The following is a 20,107-nucleotide window of genomic DNA, read 5'->3' as shown; positions in this document are numbered from 1 at the left end:
TCACGGATGGGGTTCGGGAGGGGCCGGGCTCGGGTGGTGGCGGGGCCGCCGTCCTGCCGGGCGCCGTGGAGCGTTGTCGGAGGCGTACGGCAGAATCGAACCCATGACGAGTCCTGAGCCGCCCACCGAGCCGACCTACGCCGACCGCGTCTACCGGTCGGCCGGCGGGATCATGGGCGGTGGTCTGCTGCTCGTGATCGTCCTCTGGCTCGGCGGCGACGCGCTCTTCCGCGGCACCGGCCGCACGCCGTGGCTGGCGCTGGCCGGGCTGCTCTTCACCGTGCCGCTGATCATCGCCTTCACCCTGCGCCCGGCGGTCTTCGCGAGCGACGACCAGCTGCGCATCCGCAACCCGTTCCGGCTGATCACCCTGCCCTGGGCCGCCGTCTCGACCGTGCGCGCGCAGTTCTCCTGCGAGGCGCTCACCGAGGACGGCCGTAAGTTCCAGCTGTGGGCGGTCCCGGTCTCCCTGCGCCAGCGCAAGCGGGCGAACAGGCGCGGCGGCGCGGGCGATCCGCGCGGCGCGGAGAGCGGCTCCCGGACGGCGGACCAGCCCCGCCTCGCCGAGGCGGACCGCACCGTGGCCGAGCTGCGCGACCTGGCCGAGCGCTCGGCCGACCGCCCCGGCGCGCAGGGCGAGCCGGTGGTGCGCTGGGCGTACGAGGTGATGGCGCCGTCGGCGGCGGGCCTCGTCGTCCTGATCGTGCTGCTCCTGACCACGGGCTGAGGCGCCGGGCCGGGGCGCCGGGTCGACTGAGGCGCCGCCCGGCGCCTCAGATGCCCGCGGCCTCCGCCAGGTCCCGCTTCAGGGCCGTCAGCAGCTCCGCGCCACGCGCACGCGCCGCCGCGAGGGCCGTCGCGTCCTCGACCGGGACCACGACCTCCAGGTAGCACTTCAGCTTGGGCTCGGTGCCGCTGGGGCGCACGATCACGCGGGCCCGGTACGCGCCGTCCAGGTGGTAGCGCAGGCCGTCCGTCGGCGGGAGCGCCTCCGTTCCCCTGTTCAGATCCTCGGCCGAGGCGACGCGCAGGCCCGCCAGCGTGGTCGGCTGCCGCTCGCGCAGGCGGCGCATCGCGTCCGCGATCAGGGACAGGTCCTTGACCCGGACCGAGAGCTGGCCGGTGGCGTGCAGGCCGTGGGTGACGGCGAGGTCGTCCAGGAGGTCCGTCAGGGTCCGGCCCCGCTCCTTCAGCTCCGAGGCCAGCTCGGCCACCAGCAGCGCCGCCGTGATGCCGTCCTTGTCGCGCACGCCCTCGGGGTCGACGCAGTAGCCGAGGGCCTCCTCGTACCCGTACCGCAGCCCCTCGACGCGGGCGATCCACTTGAAGCCGGTCAGGGTCTCCTCGTACCCGAGTCCGGCCGCGCCGGCGATCCGGCCGAGGAGCGAGGACGAGACGATCGACTCGGCGAAGACGCCCGTCGCGCCCCTGGAGACCAGATGCGCGGCCAGCAGCGCGCCCACCTCGTCGCCGGTGAGCATCCGCCAGCCGGCCTCGGAACCGGCGTCGGGGACGGCCACCGCGCAGCGGTCCGCGTCCGGGTCGTTGGCGATGACCAGGTCGGGGTCCACGCGGCGGGCGGTCGCGAAGGCCAGGTCCATCGCGCCCGGCTCCTCCGGATTGGGGAAGGCGACCGTCGGGAACGCGGGATCGGGCTCGGCCTGCTCCGGTACGGGTACGGGCGCGGGGAACCCGGCGCGCGCGAAGGCGGCGAGGAGCGTCTGCGTACCGACGCCGTGCAGCGCGGTGTGCACGATCCGGGCGGTCCGCGCGGAGCCGGGGGTCAGCGCGGCGTCCGTACGGGCCAGATACGCGGCCGGCACGTCGTCCCCGAGGATCTCCCAGCCGTCGTCGGGGCGCGGCACCGTCTCCAGCGCGCCCACCGCCGCGATTTCGGCCGCGATGCCGGCGTCGGCGGGCGGCACGATCTGGGAGCCGTCGCCGAGATAGACCTTGTAGCCGTTGTCCCGGGGCGGGTTGTGGCTCGCGGTGACCTCCACACCGGCCACCGCGCCGAGGTGGCGTACGGCGAAGGCCAGCACCGGCGTCGGCAGCGGGCCCGGGAGCACGGCGGCGCGCAGGCCGGCGCCGGTCACCACGGCGGCGGTGTCCCGGGCGAAGTCCGCCGACTTGTAACGGGCGTCGTAGCCGATCACGACCAGTCCTTCGCCGTCCCCCCGAGCCCGGAGATACGCGGCGAGACCCGCGGCGGCCCGGATGACGACGGCGCGGTTCATCCGCATCGGCCCGGCGCCCAGTTCGCCGCGCAGTCCCGCCGTACCGAACTGGAGCGTGCCCGAGAACCGGTCGGCGAGGGCGTCCAGGTCCCCGGCGTCGATGAGCGCGCCGAGTTCCGCGCGGGTCTCGGCGTCGGGGTCCTCGGCCTGCCAGGCCCTGGCCCGTGCGATGAGGTCCGGCTGTGCCGTCGTCACGTCCTGCTGCACGATGGAGATACCTCCTTGCGGAGGGTCGCTCTCCGCGTGGGTTGCTCGGTTGGTGATGGTCGCCGGGATGGCAGGGGCGGTTGCCGTACCTGTACCCGTACGGGGGTGCGCGGACCGCTCGGATCAGACGCGTTCCAGCACCCGGGCCAGCAGCGAGCCCATCTGGGTCGCCGAGTCGCGGCCGGCCTGGAGGACCTCCTCGTGGTTGAGGGGCTCTCCCGAGATGCCCGCAGCGAGGTTCGTCACCAGCGAGATGCCGAGCACCTCGGCGCCCGCCTCGCGGGCCGCGATGGCCTCCAGCACGGTGGACATGCCGACCAGGTCGCCGCCCATCGCGCGGACCATGTTGATCTCGGCGGGGGTCTCGTAGTGCGGGCCGGGGAACTGGACGTACACCCCCTCTTCGAGGGCCGGGTCGATCTCCTTGCACAGCGTGCGCAGCCGGGGCGAGTAGAGGTCCGTGAGGTCCACGAAGTTCGCGCCGACGATCGGGGAGACGGCCGTCAGGTTGATGTGGTCGCTGATCAGCACGGGCTGGCCGGGGCGCATGCCCTCGCGCAGCCCGCCGCAGCCGTTGGTCAGCACGATGGTCTTGCAGCCGGCGGCGACGGCGGTACGGACGCCGTGCGCGACGGCGGCCACACCGCGGCCCTCGTAGTAGTGCGTACGGCCCAGGAAGACCAGGGCGCGCTTCTCGGCGATCTTGTACGAGCGGATCCTGCCGCCGTGACCGGCGACGGCCGGGGGTGGGAAGCCCGGCAGTTCGGTCACCGGGAAGTCAGCCTCGGGCTCGCCGAGGGCTTCTGAGGCGGGCGCCCAGCCGGAGCCCATCACCAGCGCGATGTCGTGTGTCTCGGCACCGGTCAGCTCGCGCAGTCGCGTGGCGGCGGCCTCGGCGGCGGCGAGAGGGTCGGCAGGTCCTTCGGCGTTGGCCGGGATAACAGATGCGTTCACGCGGATGAGGGTAACCGGTCCAGCCCTACGCGCGTAGATGATGGGCTGAATGGTCTGGACATCGTTGCGTTGTCGTTTCCGACGGGGAACGGCCGCGTAGGGGATGAAAGGGGACGGAAAGGGTGGCCGTCGGCCTTTCGTGCCGCTCGCGCCGCTCATGCCGTACGCGCTGGTCGTGCCGTGAGCGCCGCTGGTCAGCAGGGGCGCTTGCGCAGTTCCATCACGTAGTCGTGCGGGGCGCCGGCCGATTCCGCCGCGTCGGCCAGCTCGCCGAGGTAGCGGGCGGAGGGGAGGCCGCCCTCGTACCCGTTCAGGACGTACAGCCAGGTCGGCTCCTCGCCGTCCAGGGTGTGCACCCGCACCCGCATGCGGCGGTATATGTCGAGGCCGACGCCCTCCCAGCGGTCCATGGAGTCCTCGTCCATGGGGGCGATGTCGTACAGCGCGACGAACACCTGGGAACGCGGCGCCTCCACGATCGTGACCAGCGCTCCCTCCCAGCCCATCTGCTCGCCACCGAAGGTGAGCCGCCAGCCGTTGAGCCAGCCGGTGCCGCGCAACGGAGAGTGCGGGGCGCGGCGGGACATCAGCCGCGCGTCGAGGTTGCCGGCGTACGCGGCGTAGAGCGACATGGGATCGAGGGTACGGGAGGTACGGGCGTGACCGCCGATGCGCCCGCCGGGCCGACCGCAACGGAGGTCGGCCCGGACGTCCGTGCGGTCGGGGTGGCGGACCGGGGGCGGAAGCGGGCGGGCGGGCGGGCGGCGAACCGGGCGCCGAACCGGGCGGGGAGCGGCCCCGGCGGGCGGCGCGACCGGGGGCGGGCAGGTCAGGCGGCCGGTGCCCGGATGGAGGGCCCCGGGGAGAAGCTACTTGGCGCGTGCGGGACAATGGAGTACGTACTGCATCCCCCGGGGGACTTCCCCGGAACCCCGGCCGGGGTGGCAGACGGGCCGGGTTGACAACGCGAGGCGGACTTTTTCGTGACCCGGATCGTGATCATCGGCGGCGGACCCGGCGGCTACGAGGCGGCCCTGGTGGGCGCCCAGCTCGGCGCGGAGGTGACCGTCGTCGACTGCGACGGGCTCGGCGGCGCCTCGGTGCTCACCGACTGCGTACCGTCGAAGACCCTCATCGCGACGGCCGAGGTGATGACCACCTTCGACTCCTCGTACGAGGAACTGGGCATCATCGTCGCGGACGACACGCCTTCGGAGAAGGCCGCCCGCGTCGTCGGCGTCGACCTCGGCAAGGTCAACCGACGGGTCAAGCGCCTCGCGCTCGCCCAGTCCCACGACATCACCGCGTCCGTCACCCGGGCCGGCGCCCGGGTGCTGCGCGGCCGTGGCCGCCTCGACGGGCGGCAGGCCATGGACGGCTCGCGCCAGGTGATCGTGACCGCCGCCGACGGCAGCGAGGAGGCGCTCACCGCCGACGCCGTGCTGATCGCCACCGGCGGCCACCCGCGCGAGATCCCGGACGCGCAGCCGGACGGCGAGCGCATCCTGAACTGGACGCAGGTGTACGACCTGGACGAGCTGCCGGAAGAGCTGATCGTGGTCGGCTCCGGGGTCACCGGCGCCGAGTTCGCCGGCGCGTACCAGGCGCTGGGCTCCCGGGTCACGCTCGTCTCCTCCCGCGACCGGGTGCTGCCCGGTGAGGACCCGGACGCCGCCGCCGTCCTGGAGGACGTCTTCCGGCGCCGGGGCATGAACGTGATGTCCCGCTCCCGGGCCGAGGCGGCCAAGCGGGTGGGCGACCGCGTCGAGGTCACCCTCTCCGACGGCCGGACCATCTCGGGCACGCACTGCCTGATGGCGGTCGGCGCGATCCCCAACACGGCCGGCATGGGCCTGGAGGAGGCCGGAGTCCTCGTCAAGGACTCGGGCCACATCAAGACCGACCGGGTCTCCCGTACCTCCGCCCCCGGCGTCTACGCGGCGGGCGACGTCACGGGCGTCTTCGCGCTCGCCTCGGTCGCCGCGATGCAGGGCCGGATCGCGATGTACCACTTCCTGGGCGACGCGGTGGCTCCGCTCAACCTCAAGACCGTCTCGGCGAACGTCTTCACCGACCCGGAGATCGCCACCGTCGGTTACAGCCAGGCGGACGTCGACAGCGGCAGGATCGACGCCCGGGTCGTCAAGCTCCCGCTGCTGCGCAACCCGCGCGCCAAGATGCAGGGCATCCGGGACGGCTTCGTCAAGATCTTCGCCCGTCCCGGTACGGGAATCGTGGTCGGCGGCGTGGTCGTCGCACCGCGTGCGAGCGAGCTGATCCACCCCATCTCGCTCGCCGTCGACAACAACCTGACGGTCGAGCAGATCGCCAAGGCGTTCACGGTGTACCCGTCGCTGTCGGGTTCGATCGCCGAGGTGGCGCGGCAGCTGCACACCCGGAAGTCGACGGACGAGATCTGACAGTGCGGTGATCGCGGTCGTGGTCGTGGTCGCTGTCGCGACCGGCGGCCGCGTGTTCCGTCGGCTCGCGCCCGTTTCGGGCCCGTCCCCTGCCCGTTCCCGGGGTGAAAGCCCTTTCTTTCCGGGCGCGTTCGAGCGGATCGGATCGCTTCATACCATCCTGGGCGCTCGTCCGCGTACAACTTCTGTTATTCGCCGCAAACTGCTGAAAGCAGACGGTCATTGGGGTTACTGTCAGTTTCGTGTTCGCTGCAGAACGTCGCCAATTGATCCTCGAAATGGTGCGAGCCAACGGGGCCGTATCGCTCCGTGAGCTTGCCCGTGTCGTCCAGACCTCCGAAGTGACCGTACGGCGGGACGTGCGGGCGCTGGAGGCAGAAGGACTCCTCGACCGCCGGCACGGCGGTGCGGTACTGCCGGGTGGATTCACGCGAGAGTCCGGCTTCCCGCAAAAGTCCCATCTCGCAACGGCGGAGAAGACCGCCATCGCCGACCTCGCCGCGAGCTTCGTCGAAGAGGGCGAGGCCGTGGTCGTCGGCGCCGGTACGACCACGCAGGAGCTGGCCCGCCGGCTCGCGCGGATCCCGGGGCTGACCGTCGTCACCAACTCCCTGCTGGTCGCCCAGGCGCTGGCGCACGCCAACCGCGTCGAGGTCGTCATGACCGGCGGGACGCTGCGCGGCTCCAACTACGCGCTGGTCGGCAGCGGGGCGGAGCAGTCCCTCCAGGGCCTGCGGGTCACCCGCGCGTTCCTCTCGGGGAGCGGGCTGACGGCCGAACGGGGCCTGTCCACCTCCAACATGCTCTCGGCGAGCGTCGACCGGGCGCTGGTGCAGGCGGCGGCGGAGGTCGTCGTGCTCGCCGACCACACGAAGCTCGGCACCGACACGATGTTCCAGACCGTGCCGACGGATCTGATCAGCCGTCTCGTGACCGACGAGCCGCCGGCGCACGACGAACGCGCCGCGACGGAGCTTCAGGCGCTGGCCGACCAGGGCGTGCGGGTATCGGTGGCGGGCGCGGTGGCCGGCGTGGCCGGCGGAGCCGGCGGTGTGGGGGGCGCGGGCTCCCTCGGCACGGACGCGGTGCCGCCGGGATCCCGGGCCCGCCGCGATGTGCCGCTGCCGGGGCAGCGCCGTACGCACGCGCCGGGACCGGGATCCGGGCCGGGCGGCGCGCCCGGGGGCGGCCCCGGCGCAGGCCCCGGCTTGCGCAGCGCGCCGCCGCTGACGCAGCAGGAGCCGGGGGAGCGGGCGCGGGTGGCGGACTTACGGCGCCGCTGAGGCGGTGCGGGGGCCGGGGCACTCCGGAGGCGCATGTCCGGACGGCATGCTGTGCTTTTCCGGGGGACACCCCCGGCCCTCCGTACGCCGCGTGCGGGTCTGTTCTTCGGGTGCGGGCTGTCGAGCGGCACACATCACGCTTTATTGTCCGAACGCGCACCTCCTGCGACCCCGGCCCCCTCCCGCCGGTGGGGCCCGACGTACCGACACCCCGGGCCGGGCCCGGCGGGTCTGTGCGGGCGGGGAAGGGGGGCCCGCAGGGGGTGCGTCCGGGACAATAAAGCGTGATTTGTGGCGCACGTGGCCCGTAACGAAACCACCGGCCCGCACGCGCCGTAAATCATGCCGTCCCGGATGTGCCCCCGGAGGGACACCCGGCGACCACCCGCACACGACCACCGGCGCCCGCCAAAACGGACCCCGCCGTCACCCTCAGGCCTTCAGGCCCGTCAGCGTCAGTTTCAGGAGGCGGGGCGCCAAGTCCGGGTCCGTCGGGGACTGTTCCGCCGCCAGGGCGATCGCGTTGGTGAGCTGCATCAGGTCGTCGATGGAGACGCCCGCGCGTACGTGGCCGGACTCCTGCGCGCGGGCGAGCAGCCGCGCGCCCGCCTCGCGGAGCGGGACGCTGCACTGGGTGAGCGCCGAACTGGTGTCGTGGGAGGCGGACATGAGCGCGCCCGATACGCCCCGGTACTCACCCGCATGGGTGATGATGGCGCCCAGCCATTCGACCAGCGCACCGCACGGTTCGGCCGCCTCGGCCAGTTCCCGGGAACGTTCCAGCAGCGAAGCAAGCGCTTCCTGGAAGACGGCGTTCATGAGGGCGAGCCGGTTGGGGAAGTGGCGGTACAGCGTGCCGATGCCGACGCCGGCCCGGCGGGCGATGTCTTCGAGGGACGCGTCCGTGCCGTGTTCGGCGAAGCTCCGACGGGCCTGGGAGAGCAGCCGGTCGTAGTTGCGGCGGGCGTCGGCGCGCTTGGGCCGGGGGGTGGCCGGTGCGGTACTGCTCGCCATGGCTCGGTCCTCTCTGCTCCGCGTGGTGGGTGGCGTCAAGGATGCCACCCACCGGCCGCGCGAAGGCCCCGTCCGGCGGACCGGGCGGGGCCTTCGAAGTGGCGCGTACGTGCCGGACGCCGCCGGGACGTCAGTCCTTGATCTCGCAGATGGTGGCGCCCGACGTGAGCGAGGCACCCACCTCGGCGGCGAGGGCCTTGACCGTGCCGGAGCGGTGGGCGTTGAGGGGCTGCTCCATCTTCATGGCTTCGAGGACGACGATGAGGTCGCCCTCCTTGACCTCCTGGCCCTCCTCGACCGCGACCTTCACGATCGTGCCCTGCATGGGCGAGGCCAGGGTGTCGCCGGAGGCCGCCGAGGAGGACTTCTTCGCGGCGCGGCGCTTGGGCTTGGCGCCGGCGGCGAGGCCGGTGCGGGCCAGGGACATGCCGAGGCTGACCGGGAGGGAGACTTCGAGGCGCTTGCCGCCGACCTCGACCACGATGGTCTCGCGGCCGGACTCGTCCTCGTCCGCGTCGCCGGGGACGGTGAAGGGCGGGACGTCGTTGACGAACTCGGTCTCGATCCAGCGGGTGTGGATCGTGAACGGGTCGGAGGTGAAGGCGGGGTCGACGACGACCTTGCGGTGGAAGGGGATGGCCGTGGCCATGCCCTCGACCGTGAACTCGTCCAGGGCGCGGGACGCCCGCTGGAGGGCCTGTTCGCGGGTGGCGCCGGTGACGATCAGCTTGGCCAGCAGGGAGTCCCAGGCCGGGCCGATCACGGAGCCGGACTCGACGCCCGCGTCGAGGCGGACGCCGGGGCCGGACGGCGGGGCGAAGGTGGTGACCGTACCGGGGGCGGGCAGGAAGCCGCGGCCCGGGTCCTCGCCGTTGATGCGGAACTCGAAGGAGTGGCCGCGCACGACGGGGTCGCCGTATCCCAGCTCCTCGCCGTCGGCGATCCGGAACATCTCGCGCACCAGGTCGAGGCCGGTGACCTCTTCGGTGACCGGGTGTTCCACCTGGAGACGGGTGTTGACCTCCAGGAAGGAGATGGTGCCGTCGGTGCCGACGAGGAACTCGACGGTGCCGGCGCCGACGTAGCCCGCCTCGCGCAGGATCGCCTTCGAGGCGGCGTACAGCTCGGCGTTCTGCTCCGCGGAGAGGAACGGCGCTGGGGCCTCCTCGACCAGCTTCTGGTGGCGGCGCTGGAGGGAGCAGTCGCGGGTGGAGACGACCACGACATTGCCGTGGGAGTCGGCCAGGCACTGCGTCTCGACGTGCCGGGGCTTGTCGAGGTAGCGCTCCACGAAGCACTCGCCGCGCCCGAACGCGGCGACGGCCTCGCGGACGGCCGAGTCGTACAGCTCCGGGACCTCTTCGAGGGTACGGGCGACCTTCAGGCCGCGTCCGCCGCCGCCGAAGGCGGCCTTGATGGCGATCGGCAGGCCGTGCTCCCGGGCGAAGGCGACGACCTCGTCGGCGCCCGAGACCGGGTCGGGCGTGCCGGCCACCAGCGGGGCCCCGGCGCGCTGGGCGATGTGCCGGGCGGCGACCTTGTCGCCCAGGTCGCGGATGGCCTGCGGCGGCGGGCCGATCCAGGTCAGGTCCGCGTCCAGAACGGCCTGGGCGAATTCGGCGTTCTCGGACAGGAAGCCGTAGCCGGGGTGGATCGCGTCCGCCCCCGAGTCCTTGGCCGCCTGGAGCACCTTGGCCATGTCCAGATAGCTGGCTGCCGGGGTGTCACCGCCCAGGGCGAACGCCTCGTCCGCCGCGCGGACATGCAGGGCATCCCGGTCGGGTTCGGCGTAGACGGCTACGCTCATGATCCCGGCGTCCCGGCAGGCACGGGCAACGCGGACAGCGATTTCGCCACGGTTGGCGATGAGCACCTTGCGCACGATGGCTCCCTCCTTGAAACAAGCTGAGTTTAGGGACTGCCGACACGCCCTTTGGGCTCGTCCCTCATGGTGACTTCGACCGCATGGAGCGCGATGAGAGCCGCGCTCGCATCGTGAAATCCCTTGTGACACCACGGTACGCCGGGATCCTCCGTCGCACAGTAGCGCTCGAATGTGCTCCAGCTCTCTGTCCGAGTGCCCCTCGCCCGATCACGAATCTTTGTGGAGTCCCTACGAATGGCGGAATGATTCTTTGCCCCGCCCCCGGCCCTTGTCGCGCCGTTTACCGATGAGTAGCGTGCCCGATGTCGTTCGTACTGGGAGTAACAGGGGAAGTGGGTGGGCGCCGTGGGGCGCAGACCGCTGGCATGGGTGGCCGCGATCGTGCTGCTGCTGGAGGGGGTTGGCGCGGTCTTCGTCAACGGGGTGCTGGCCACCGTCGCCGGTAATCAGCGCATGTCGCTGGCGGGTCTCGACCCCGACGCCATGGTCGTCGGTACGTGGGTGACGGGCGGCGTCCTCGGTCTCTACCTCGCCCTGTGCGCCGGGCTTCTGGTGCGTACGGCGCTGAGGGACCGGGCCCCGGGCCTCTTCGGCCGGATCCTGCTCATCACCTGCGCGGTCGCCCACGGCGTGCTGGCCGCGCTGGCGGTGGGGCTGGTGGGGTGGGACGCCTTCGCGTTCATGATGGTCGTGGCGGGGCTGCTGGTGCTGATACTGCTCGGGTACGGGAGCGAGCCCGGCCGGCGGCCCGCCGCGCCGGCCTGAGCCCAAGCCGCCACGCGGTGAGGGGGGTTCAGACCCACAGGTCGGTGATGGCGACGCCGTGCTCCCCGAGGAGCCTGCGCAGCAGCGGCAGCGACAGGCCGATGACGTTGCCGTGGTCGCCCTCGATGGAGTCCACGAAGGGCGCCGAGCGGCCGTCCAGGGTGAAGGCGCCCGCGACGTTGAGCGGTTCGCCGGAGGCGACGTACGCGGCGATCTCGGCGTCCGTCGGCTCGCCGAAGTGGACGGTGGTCGAGGCGGTCTCGCCCGCGCCGCGGCCGGTGGTGGTGTCGATCACGCAGTGGCCGGTGCGCAGGACGCCCGTACGCCCGCGCATCGACTTCCAGCGGGCGGTGGCCTCCTCGGCGTCGGCGGGCTTGCCGAGCGCCTCGCCGTCGAGTTCGAGCACGGAGTCGCAGCCGATGACGAGGGCGCCCGCGGTCTCGGGGCGCGCGGCCACGGCGGCGGCCTTGGCCTCGGCGAGCACGAGGGCGAGTGCGGAGGGGGTGGCGGCGCTCAGCGCGTCCTCGTCGACCCCGCTGACGATCACCTCGGGGGCGAGCCCGGCGTGTTCGAGCAGGCCCAGACGGGCGGGGGAGGCGGAGGCGAGGACGAGGCGGCGGCGCTGATCGGTCATGCGGGCCATCGTAGGTCGCGGCGCCGCGACCGCGCCGGGCGCCCGTACCCGCGGGACCCGTGGCTGCCGCGGCGCGGTGGGCCCTGGCGGGAACCCCTAGGGGAAGCCGAGCATGATCATCGCCAGGATCACGGCGAGGGCCAGCAGCACGCCGACGCGCCGCATCATGAACTGCGCGTCGCGCATGTCCTTGGGGGGCTCGTCTTCCGGGTCGGACCACAACATGTCATCGATCCTCCGGCCGAGGGGCCGTCGGCGCCTGAGTACGTGTACTCATCCCGTACCCGCCGTCGCGAACGGACGCCGGCGCTGGCGGCCGGGGAAACCGCCGGTGCGGCGCGGCGAGACGGACTGGAGGCGGACGACGGCGTCGAGGCCGCCGCCCGGCGCGGGCAGCAGCAGCGCCTCGCCGCCACTGGCCAGGGTCAGCCGCTGCACGAGGGCGAGGCCGAGGCCGGTGCCGCCCTTCGGCGCGTCGGGGGCGCGCCAGAAGCGGTCGAAGGCGCGGCCGCGCTGCTCGGCGGTCATGCCGGGGCCCTGGTCGATGACGCGCAGTTCGGTGACCGCGGCGCGCGTCTCCCGGAGGACGGTCACACAGCTGCCCGGCGGCGAGACCCGCAGGGAGTTGGAGAGCAGGTTGTCCAGGATCTGTTCGACCGCGCCGGGGACGGCGAGGGCGGTGCCCACCGGGTCGCCGACGAGGAGGAGACGCACGCCGTGCCGCGCGTACAGGTCGTGCCAGGCGAGGACGCGTTCCTCCGCGAGCCGGTCCAGGCCGGTCTGTTCCGGGGTGAGCGCGCTCTCCTCCATCCTGGCCAGGGCGAGCAGGCCCTCGACCATCCGGGCCAGCCGGTCGGTCTCGGTCATCGCCGCGTTCAGATGGGGGCGCAGATGGGGCGGGACGTCGATCTCCAGGTTGTCCAGCCGTAGCCGCAGCGCCGCGAGCGGGGTCTTGAGCTGGTGGGACGCCTCGCCGGCGAACGCGCTCTGGGCGGCGAGGAGCTGCTCCAGCAGGGCGCCCGTACGGTTGAACGTGGCGGCCAGGCTGCGTACTTCGGGCGGCCCCGCGGTGACGGAGGCGGGCGTGGTGAGCCGGCCGCCCGCCAGGGTGTGGGCGGCGCGTTCCAGCGCGAGGATGGGGTGGCCGATCCAGCGGGCCAGCGCGAAGGCCACGGTCGCGACGGCGACGAGCACCCCGAGCCCGGCGAGGGCGAGCCCCAGCCACGTCCGGTGGACGTCGCTCGCGACGGCGTCGGTGGGGACGCTGAGGCGCACGGCGCCCTGGAGGGTGCCGTCGTGCTGGACCGGGACGGCGACGGAGAGCCAGCTGACGCCCCCGATGCCGGAGCCGCGTACGTCGGATCCGTCGCCGCCGAGCAGCGCGGCCGAGATCTCCGCCCGCTGGTCCAGCCCCGCCCGTTCGTCGGGGCTGAGCGGATGCGAGGAGACGATGAGTTTCCCGGTGCCGTCGACGACCAGGATCTCGCCGCCGACGCGGTCGGCGCAGGCCGTGATCTGGGCGGTGAGTTCGTCGGGCCGCCCGTAGGCGAGGGAGAGCGCGGCGAAGTCGGCCACCGATTCGGCCTCCTGGTGGGCCGCGTTGGTGGCGCGGTCCCGTTCGGCGCGGCTGTAGACGTAGCCGAGCGGCAGCTCCAGGCAGATCAGCACGAGGGTGGCCAGGGTCAGATAGCTGAACAGCAGCCGGCGCGTCATCGGGACACGGAGGGGGAGGCGCCGGTGCGGACGGCGAGCCGCAGGCCCACGCCGCGCAGCGTCTGGATCCACGCCGGGTCGCCGAGCTTGCGCCGCAGGGTGGCGACATGGACGTCGAGGGTCTTGGTGGGGCCGTGGAAGTGCGGGTCCCAGACCCGGTCCAGGATCTGCTGGCGGGAGTAGACCGCCCCGGGGTCCTCGGTGAGCAGGGCCAGCAGGTCGAATTCCTTGGGGGTGAGGGCGACCGGCCGCTCGCCGATCCAGACCTGCCGGGTGCGGCGGTCGACGATCAGCGCGCCGGGCAGCGGAGGCGCCGCCTCCGGCGCGGGAGCGGGTGGAGGCGTGGGCACGGGCGGGTCCTGCCAGGCAGGCTGCTCCGGGTACGTCGGCGGCGCGTGTGCCGGAGTCGGGGGCGCCGGGGTCATGGGGACGGGGTACGGGAAGGCCCCGGCTCCCACCGGGCCGTGGGTGACCTCCACGCCGAGGGGGCCGGGCACACCGCCGAGGCCGCCCGCGGCCCCCGGGCCGCCGCCCGCCCAGGCGCCGCTGCGCCGGGTCACGGCGCGGATCCGGGCGATCAGCTCCCGGATGCTGAAGGGCTTCGCCAGGTAGTCGTCGGCGCCCAGCTCCAGCCCCAGCACCCGGTCGGCCTCCGTGCCGCGGGCCGTGAGCATGATCACCGGTACGGCCGAGAGCTGCCGGATGCCCCGGCAGACGTCGATGCCGTCCATGTCCGGCAGCCCCAGGTCGAGCAGCACGATGTCGCCGTACGGACCGTGCAGCCCGGCCGCTCCCGTGGTCACATGACGCACCGTCAGGCCGTAGCGGCCGAGACCCTCGACCAGGGGGTCGGCGATGGTCTCGTCGTCCTCGATGAGCAGAGCCCGAAGCGTCATCAATTTCCGTTTCTCCGCGTATCAGGGCAACACGAATTCCCGGAATTCCGGTATCCGGGACGCACACCGTACATTGAATGGGGGGAGGGCATCCGGTTTTCCCGGCATTGGGAGCCAGGTCACAGCGGTTCGTCGAATTCTTGCTGCGGCTTAGCGTTCTTCTAACCTTCTTCTTGCCTGCCGCTCCCTACGGTATTGAGGCAGGTAGATGGGTACGACCACCCGCTGGGGAGGCACCATGAAGGCTCTGCTCGAACGCGCCCGCTCGTTCCGGCGCCGCGTAGATTTCGAAAGCGACAGCTACCGGAAACTCGCCGACGGACAATTCCCGGAGGCGCTCTTCGTGGCCTGTTCGGATTCCCGTGTCATACCCGCATTGATCACCGGCGCGCGCCCCGGAGAGGTCTTCGAAATGCGCAACGCGGGCAATATCGTGCCGCCGCACCGGGCCCAGCTGGTCTCCGGTGAGGCCGCCACCATCGAGTACGCACTGGAGGTGCTCGACGTTCAGGACATCGTCGTCTGCGGCCACTCGCACTGCGGCGCGATGGGCGCGCTCGCCTCCGGTCAGGACCTCTCCGCCCTGCCCGGCGTGGGCGCCTGGCTGGAGGTCGCGCGGCCCGGGCTCGCCTCCGTACTGGACCGGGAGGCCGCACCCGACCGCGACCGCGACCCCGACCCGGACGGGCGGGACGCGCGGGCGCTCGTCACCGAGCTGGCGCAGCTCAACGTACGGGCGCAGCTCGCGGCCCTGCGCGAGTACCCGGCGGCCCGGCGGCGGCTGGCGGAGGGCCGGCTGCGGCTGCACGGCTGGTACTACGAGGTGGACACCGGCGAGCTGTGGGAGCTGGACCGGAGCGGCAACGACTTTCTGGTGCACGCGTGCTGAGCCCGGGGCAGGGCCGGGACCACGGGTACTGGCAGAACCAGGGCCAGGGGCAGAACCAGGGCCAGGGACAGGGCCAGGGACATCGTCAGGGCCAGGACCCGGGGTACGGCGACGAGTTCGGCCCGCCGGGCTACGTCGGCCTCGGGCACGTCGGCGAGGGACATCCGGGCCCCGTCGGCGGCGGCCGCCACCGGGCCCGGGGCGCCGGGCGCGGACCGGGCCGCACGCATCCGGCACATCCGCCGCAGGCCGCCCCGGCCGCGCCTGCTTTCGGGGGAGCGCCGTCGTACGACACCTACGGCGCGCCCCCGCGCCCCTTGTGGCCGCCGCCCCCGGCCCGACCGCCCGGCGGCGGCCCGCCGCCCGGGCCCGCCGCTCCGCGCAAGCCCGCCGCCGCGCGGAAGACCGGCCTCGCCACCGAGATCACCGCCTCCTTCGTGGTCTTCCTCGTCGCCCTTCCCCTCTGCATCGGGGTGGCCGTGGCCTCGGGCACCCCGCCCGAGCTGGGCATCATCTCCGGGGTCGTCGGCGGTCTGGTCGTCGGTATGGCCCGCGGCTCCACGCTCCAGGTCAGCGGCCCCGCGGCCGGTCTCGCCGCGCTGGTCGCCGAGGCGGTGCTGGAGTTCGGGCTCGCCACGCTCGGGGTGATCGTGCTGATGTCCGGGCTGCTCCAGATCGGACTCGGGCTGATCAAGCTCGGCCGGATGTTCCAGGCGATCTCCATCGCGGTGGTGCAGGGGATGCTGGCGGGGATCGGGCTGCCCCTGATGTTCAGCCAGATCTATCCGATGGCCGACGCCAAGGCCGTCGGCAAGCCGATCGAGAACATGCTCGGCGTCCCCGAGCTGATCGGAGGCACCCTCGCCGATCCGCAGAAGGCCGTCGCCGCCGCGCTCGGCACGGCCACCGTCGTGCTGAGCTTCCTGTGGAAGAAGGTGCCGGGACCGGCCAGGAAGGTGCCGGCCGCGCTGGTGGCGGTGGCCGGCGGGATGGCGGTGGCCGCGCTGCCCGGTGTGGAGATCACCACCCTGCGGGTCGGCAACCTGCTGGCCTCCGTACAGGTGCCGGGACCCGCGCAGTTCGCCGCGCTCGCCAACGGCGCGGTGCTGACCACGGTGCTCACCTTCACCGTCATCGCCTCGGCGGAGAGCCTGTTCACCGCCGCGGCCGTGGACCGTATGCACAACGGCGAGCGCACCCGCTACAACTCCGAACTCATCGCCCAGGGAGCCGGGAACACCCTCTGCGGCCTCCTCGGCGCGCTGCCGATGACCGCCGTCGTCGCGCGCAGCTCCGCCAATGTCCAGGCGGGCGCCAAGACCCGGCTCTCCCGGACCCTGCACGGCCTGTGGCTGCTCGCCTTCGCACTGCTGCTGCCGAACGTGCTCGCGCTCATCCCGATCTCCGTGCTGGCCGGAGTGCTCGTCCACAGCGGCTGGAAGCTGTTCGCGCCGGGCGAGTTCCCGAAGATGTGGCGCCAGGACCGGGGCGAGTTCGCGGTGATGACCCTCACCACGGTCGTGATCGTCGCCACCGCCCTGCTCGAAGGGGTGCTGGTCGGCCTGGCGGCGGGCATCGTGCTGGCGGCGCTGCGGATGTCGCAGACGTCCGTACGCACCGAGGTCGACGGGGACACGGCCAAGCTGGTCATGACCGGCAACGTCACCTTCCTGCGGCTGCCGAAGCTCATCGACGCGCTGGAGGCGGTCGCCGCCGCCGGGATGCCGAGGATCCGGCTCGACCTGACCGGGGTGACGCACTGGGACCACGCCTGCCGCAGCCAGGTGGACGAGTTCGTCGCGCAGCGGCGCGCCTCGGGGGAGGTACGGGTGGAACTCCTCCGCCCGAACACCGCGAACGCCCCGGCCCCGCCGTCCGCGCCGCCGTCCGCGCCGGGGCCCACGGCGGAGTGGTTCTACCTCGACCCGACGCCGCCGGCCGACGGTCTGCCGGGCGGGCCGCCGGACGGATCACTGGCCGGCCCGGCCGGGGCCTACGAGGCGCGGACCCGCGTCCGGTGACGCGCGTCCGGTGAGCCGCCGGGCCGTGGGGCACGGACTACCCGGGCCAGTACGTACGGGCCCACGCGCGCGGTCCCGGGCTCGGCAGGCCGCGCCGGGCGATGCGGGCCGGGGCTGACCACGGGGCCGCCGGCTCCGGCGGCCCGGCGGGCGCGTCCGCCGCCGCCGCGCGGGCCGCCCTGACCACGGCCAGGGCGGCGGCCAGTTCCTCGGGGGTCGGGTTGCCCCGTACGACCTTGATCATGAGCTGCTCCTTTCCGGGGGCCTGCCCGTCCAGGTCCGGACAGGTCCTAGAGGGGGATGTTGCCGTGCTTCTTCGGAGGAAGGCTTTCCCGCTTCGTCCGCAGCTGACGCAGCCCCCGCACCACGTGGGCCCGGGTGTCCGACGGCATGATCACCGCGTCGACGTAGCCGCGCTCGGCCGCCACGTACGGGTTGAGCAGGGTGTCCTCGTACTCCTGGATCAGCTCGGCGCGCGTGGTCTCCCGCTCCGCGTCGTCCCCGGCGGCGGCGATCGTGCGGCGGTGCAGGATGTTCACCGCGCCCTGCGCCCCCATCACGGCGATCTGGGCCGTCGGCCAGGCCAGGTTGAGGTCCGCGCCCAGGTGCTTGGAGCCCATCACGTCGTAGGCGCCGCCGAACGCCTTGCGGGTGATCACCGTGATCAGTGGGACCGTGGCCTCGGCGTACGCGTAGATCAGCTTGGCGCCGCGCCGGATGATCCCGCCGTACTCCTGGTCCACCCCCGGCAGGAAGCCCGGCACGTCCACGAAGGTCAGCACCGGCACGTTGAAGGCGTCGCAGGTGCGGACGAACCGCGCGGCCTTCTCCGAGGCGTCGATGTCCAGACAGCCGGCGAACTGCATCGGCTGATTGGCGACGATCCCCACCGGGAAGCCCTCGACCCGGCCGAAGCCGGTGAGGATGTTCGGCGCGAACAGCGCCTGCGTCTCCAGGAATTCGCCGTCGTCCAGGACATGCTCGATCGCCGTGTGCATGTCGTACGGCTGGTTCGCGGAGTCCGGGATCAGCGTGTCCAGCTCCCGGTCCTCGGCGCTCGGCGCGAGGTCGGCCTCCTCGGGGAAGGCGGGCGGCTCGGAGAGGTTGTTCGAAGGCAGGTAGGAGAGCAGCGACTTGACGTACTCGACGGCGTCCTTCTCGTCGCCCGCCATGTGATGCGCCACGCCCGACGTCGTGTTGTGCGTGCGCGCTCCGCCCAGCTCCTCGAAGCCCACGTCCTCGCCCGTCACCGTCTTGATGACATCGGGACCCGTGATGAACATGTGCGAGGTCTGATCGACCATCACCGTGAAGTCGGTGATCGCGGGGGAGTACACCGCGCCGCCCGCGCACGGGCCGACGATCAGGCTGATCTGCGGGACGACGCCCGAGGCGTGCACGTTGCGGCGGAAGATCTCCGCGAAGAGACCGAGCGCGGCCACGCCCTCCTGGATCCGCGCGCCCCCGCCGTCGTTGATCCCGACGATCGGACAGCCGGTCTTCAGCGCGAAGTCCATGACCTTGACGATCTTCTCGCCGTAGACCTCGCCCAGCGAGCCGCCGAAGATGGTGAAGTCCTGTGAGTACACACAGACCGGCCGGCCGTCGACGGTGCCGTAACCGGTGACGACACCGTCCCCGTACGGCCGGTTCCGCTCGATGCCGAAATTGGTGGAGCGGTGCCGCGCGAACTCGTCCAGTTCGACGAAGGAGCCCTCGTCGAGCAGCAGATCGACCCGCTCGCGGGCGGTCAGTTTGCCCTTGGCGTGCTGCTTCTCCACGGCGCGCGCGGAGCCGGCGTGCGTGGCCTCCTCGACGCGGCGCCGGAGATCCGCGATCTTCCCGGCGGTGGTGTGCGGTGCGGCTGCTTCGGCTGAGGCCGAGGCTGAGGTTGCGGTTCCGTGTGTGCTTTCCGGCTCGGACATCGGGATGCGGCTCCCTGCGGGGTCACGGATGCGGGTGCGGTAGATCGGAGTGCGGCGGTGGGTCGGGTGCGGGCGGATCGGGGTGCGGGGACGGTTGCGGGCGCGGATGCTACTGATCCGTAGGGTATCTGCGCGGATACCGATCGGCAGTGCGGTGTTTCCCACACTTAGGGTGGCTTGCATGATGGAGCCCGATGCCCCCGCCGGCCGCTGGTCCGACCTCGAACGCCCCCCGCTGAACGCGCGCGCGCTGCGCCGCGGGCTCGTGGTGCCGGGCGGGCTGTGGACCTCGCTCGACGTGGTCACCGCGACCGGATCCACCAACTCCGATCTCGCGGCGCTCGCCGCCGGGGACGGGGCCGAGGGCACGGTACTCGTCGCCGAGGAGCAGACCGCGGGGCGCGGCCGGCTCGACCGGCGGTGGTCGGCCCCGGCGCGCTCCGGGATCTTCTTCTCCGTACTCCTGCGGCCGGGCCCGGACGTCCCGGTCGAGCGCCTCGGCTGGCTGCCGCTGCTCACCGGTGTCGCCGTCGCGACCGCTCTGGCGCGCGCCGCCGGGGTGGACACGGCCCTCAAGTGGCCCAACGACCTGCTCGTCACCGTGGACGGCGAGGAGCGCAAGGCCGGCGGGATCCTCGCCGAACGGGCCGGGGACGACGCGGTGGTGGTGGGCGTCGGCGTCAATGTCTCGCTGCGCGCCGACGAACTGCCCGTACCCACCGCCGGTTCGCTCGGCCTCGCCGACGCGGTCTCCCTCGACCGCGACACCCTGCTGCGGGCGGTGCTCCGCTCGCTGGAGCGGTGGTACGGCGAGTGGCGCGCCGCGGGCGGCGACCCGGCGCTGTCCGGGCTCCAGGAGGCGTACGCGGCGGGGTGCGCGACGCTCGGGCGGACGGTACGGGCGGAGCTGCCCGGGGACCGCGCGCTGACCGGCGAGGCGGTCGCGGTCGACGGGGACGGCCGGCTGATCCTGCGGACGGCGGACGGGACGCGCCACCCGGTGGGCGCGGGCGACGTCGTGCATGTGCGGGGCGCGGGCTGAGGGCGGTGACCGCGCACGGACCGGGGACGGTGACCGCGCACGGACCGGGGACGGTGACCGCGCACGGACCGGGGGCGGTGACCGGAGCGGGGCGCTCCGGTGGCCGGGGGCGCGGCCGCGCGTACGCCCGTACCGCTGACCGGGACGGACGGGCGATACGTGAGCCAGCGCACATCTGCCGTATCGTTGAGGCGGTCCACGACAGATCGGTAGGGCAGTGCG

At 73.0% G+C, this 20,107-nt stretch carries 18 protein-coding genes; 7 read left to right on the top strand and 11 right to left on the bottom strand.

Features of this window, described 5'->3' with window-relative positions; genetic code table 11:
• Positions 1-103 precede the first annotated feature (103 nt).
• Positions 104-727, top strand: coding sequence for a PH domain-containing protein (locus tag OG627_RS11840; RefSeq protein ID WP_329064190.1), 624 nt, complete (start codon positions 104-106; stop codon positions 725-727).
• A 46-nt stretch (positions 728-773) separates the two neighbouring features.
• Here OG627_RS11840 and OG627_RS11835 read toward each other — a convergent pair whose 3' ends face one another.
• From OG627_RS11835 to OG627_RS11825, 3 genes are all read right to left on the bottom strand, one after another.
• A complete protein-coding gene (locus OG627_RS11835) occupies positions 774-2,444 on the bottom strand; it encodes a phospho-sugar mutase (RefSeq protein WP_329064187.1) in 1,671 nt (556 codons plus the stop codon).
• A 123-nt stretch (positions 2,445-2,567) separates the two neighbouring features.
• Positions 2,568-3,398, bottom strand: a complete 831-nt coding sequence (locus OG627_RS11830; protein ID WP_329064185.1) for a purine-nucleoside phosphorylase — start codon at positions 3,396-3,398, stop codon at positions 2,568-2,570.
• A 194-nt stretch (positions 3,399-3,592) separates the two neighbouring features.
• Positions 3,593-4,030: a gamma-glutamylcyclotransferase gene (locus tag OG627_RS11825; protein ID WP_114621718.1), complete on the bottom strand. Its 438-nt coding sequence runs from the start codon at positions 4,028-4,030 to the stop codon at positions 3,593-3,595.
• Between the two features lie 351 nt (positions 4,031-4,381).
• On the opposite strand from OG627_RS11825, the gene OG627_RS11820 reads away from it, so the two are divergent.
• Both OG627_RS11820 and OG627_RS11815 read left to right on the top strand, forming a co-directional pair.
• Positions 4,382-5,818 carry an NAD(P)H-quinone dehydrogenase gene (locus OG627_RS11820; protein WP_329064181.1) on the top strand — a complete coding sequence of 479 codons (1,437 nt, stop codon included), beginning with the start codon at positions 4,382-4,384 and terminating at the stop codon, positions 5,816-5,818.
• Positions 5,819-6,060: 242 nt separating this feature from the next.
• A complete protein-coding gene (locus OG627_RS11815) occupies positions 6,061-7,101 on the top strand; it encodes a DeoR/GlpR family DNA-binding transcription regulator (protein WP_329064179.1) in 1,041 nt (346 codons plus the stop codon).
• Positions 7,102-7,533: 432 nt separating this feature from the next.
• Here the strand turns inward: OG627_RS11815 and OG627_RS11810 are convergent, their stop codons facing one another.
• Entirely contained in the window at positions 7,534-8,115 is a 582-nt protein-coding gene (locus tag OG627_RS11810; protein ID WP_329064177.1) for a TetR/AcrR family transcriptional regulator, read from the bottom strand.
• Positions 8,116-8,245: 130 nt separating this feature from the next.
• Complete coding sequence (locus OG627_RS11805) at positions 8,246-9,997, bottom strand: acetyl/propionyl/methylcrotonyl-CoA carboxylase subunit alpha (protein WP_329064175.1); 1,752 nt, start codon at positions 9,995-9,997, stop codon at positions 8,246-8,248.
• 348 nt (positions 9,998-10,345) lie between these two features.
• Between OG627_RS11805 and OG627_RS11800 the strand changes: the two genes are divergently transcribed.
• Complete coding sequence (locus OG627_RS11800; protein WP_443073458.1) at positions 10,346-10,765, top strand: hypothetical protein; 420 nt, start codon at positions 10,346-10,348, stop codon at positions 10,763-10,765.
• 28 nt (positions 10,766-10,793) lie between these two features.
• Here the strand turns inward: OG627_RS11800 and OG627_RS11795 are convergent, their stop codons facing one another.
• The 4 genes from OG627_RS11795 to OG627_RS11780 all read right to left on the bottom strand — a co-directional run bounded on the left by OG627_RS11795 (position 10,794) and on the right by OG627_RS11780 (position 14,008).
• Positions 10,794-11,408 carry a Maf family protein gene (locus OG627_RS11795; RefSeq protein WP_329064172.1) on the bottom strand — a complete coding sequence of 205 codons (615 nt, stop codon included), beginning with the start codon at positions 11,406-11,408 and terminating at the stop codon, positions 10,794-10,796.
• An 87-nt stretch (positions 11,409-11,495) separates the two neighbouring features.
• Entirely contained in the window at positions 11,496-11,624 is a 129-nt protein-coding gene (gene mmpB / locus OG627_RS11790) for a morphogenic membrane protein MmpB (protein ID WP_329064170.1), read from the bottom strand.
• A gap of 48 nt (positions 11,625-11,672) precedes the next feature.
• Positions 11,673-13,112, bottom strand: a complete 1,440-nt coding sequence (locus tag OG627_RS11785; RefSeq protein WP_329064168.1) for a sensor histidine kinase — start codon at positions 13,110-13,112, stop codon at positions 11,673-11,675.
• Positions 13,109-14,008 (bottom strand): response regulator transcription factor, encoded by a 900-nt coding sequence (locus tag OG627_RS11780; protein WP_329064166.1) that lies wholly within the window; start codon positions 14,006-14,008, stop codon positions 13,109-13,111. The genes OG627_RS11785 and OG627_RS11780 overlap by 4 nt, the downstream gene beginning before the upstream one ends.
• Positions 14,009-14,246: 238 nt before the next feature.
• Here OG627_RS11780 and OG627_RS11775 point away from each other — a divergent pair, with 238 nt between their 5' ends.
• Together OG627_RS11775 and OG627_RS11770 are read left to right on the top strand one after the other, a co-directional pair.
• On the top strand, positions 14,247-14,897 hold the full coding sequence (locus OG627_RS11775) for a carbonic anhydrase (RefSeq protein ID WP_329072588.1): 651 nt from the start codon (positions 14,247-14,249) through the stop codon (positions 14,895-14,897).
• Positions 14,898-15,214: 317 nt separating this feature from the next.
• Positions 15,215-16,918, top strand: a complete 1,704-nt coding sequence (locus OG627_RS11770; RefSeq protein ID WP_443073616.1) for a SulP family inorganic anion transporter — start codon at positions 15,215-15,217, stop codon at positions 16,916-16,918.
• A 37-nt stretch (positions 16,919-16,955) separates the two neighbouring features.
• On the opposite strand, the gene OG627_RS11765 is transcribed toward OG627_RS11770, so the two are convergent.
• Together OG627_RS11765 and OG627_RS11760 are read right to left on the bottom strand one after the other, a co-directional pair.
• Complete coding sequence (locus OG627_RS11765; RefSeq protein ID WP_329064164.1) at positions 16,956-17,162, bottom strand: acyl-CoA carboxylase epsilon subunit; 207 nt, start codon at positions 17,160-17,162, stop codon at positions 16,956-16,958.
• A gap of 46 nt (positions 17,163-17,208) precedes the next feature.
• Positions 17,209-18,756 (bottom strand): acyl-CoA carboxylase subunit beta, encoded by a 1,548-nt coding sequence (locus OG627_RS11760; RefSeq protein ID WP_443073615.1) that lies wholly within the window; start codon positions 18,754-18,756, stop codon positions 17,209-17,211.
• Positions 18,757-19,024: 268 nt separating this feature from the next.
• Between OG627_RS11760 and OG627_RS11755 the strand changes: the two genes are divergently transcribed.
• The gene (locus tag OG627_RS11755) at positions 19,025-19,885 is read left to right on the top strand and encodes a biotin--[acetyl-CoA-carboxylase] ligase (protein WP_329064160.1); all 861 of its coding nucleotides are present in this window, start codon (positions 19,025-19,027) and stop codon (positions 19,883-19,885) included.
• Positions 19,886-20,107 lie beyond the last annotated feature (222 nt).

It is taken from the genome of Streptomyces sp. NBC_01429, from assembly GCF_036231945.1.
GTDB lineage: Bacteria > Actinomycetota > Actinomycetes > Streptomycetales > Streptomycetaceae > Streptomyces.
Note: the sequence above shows the minus strand (reverse complement) of the source record. Positions and strands in the feature narration are given on the sequence as shown.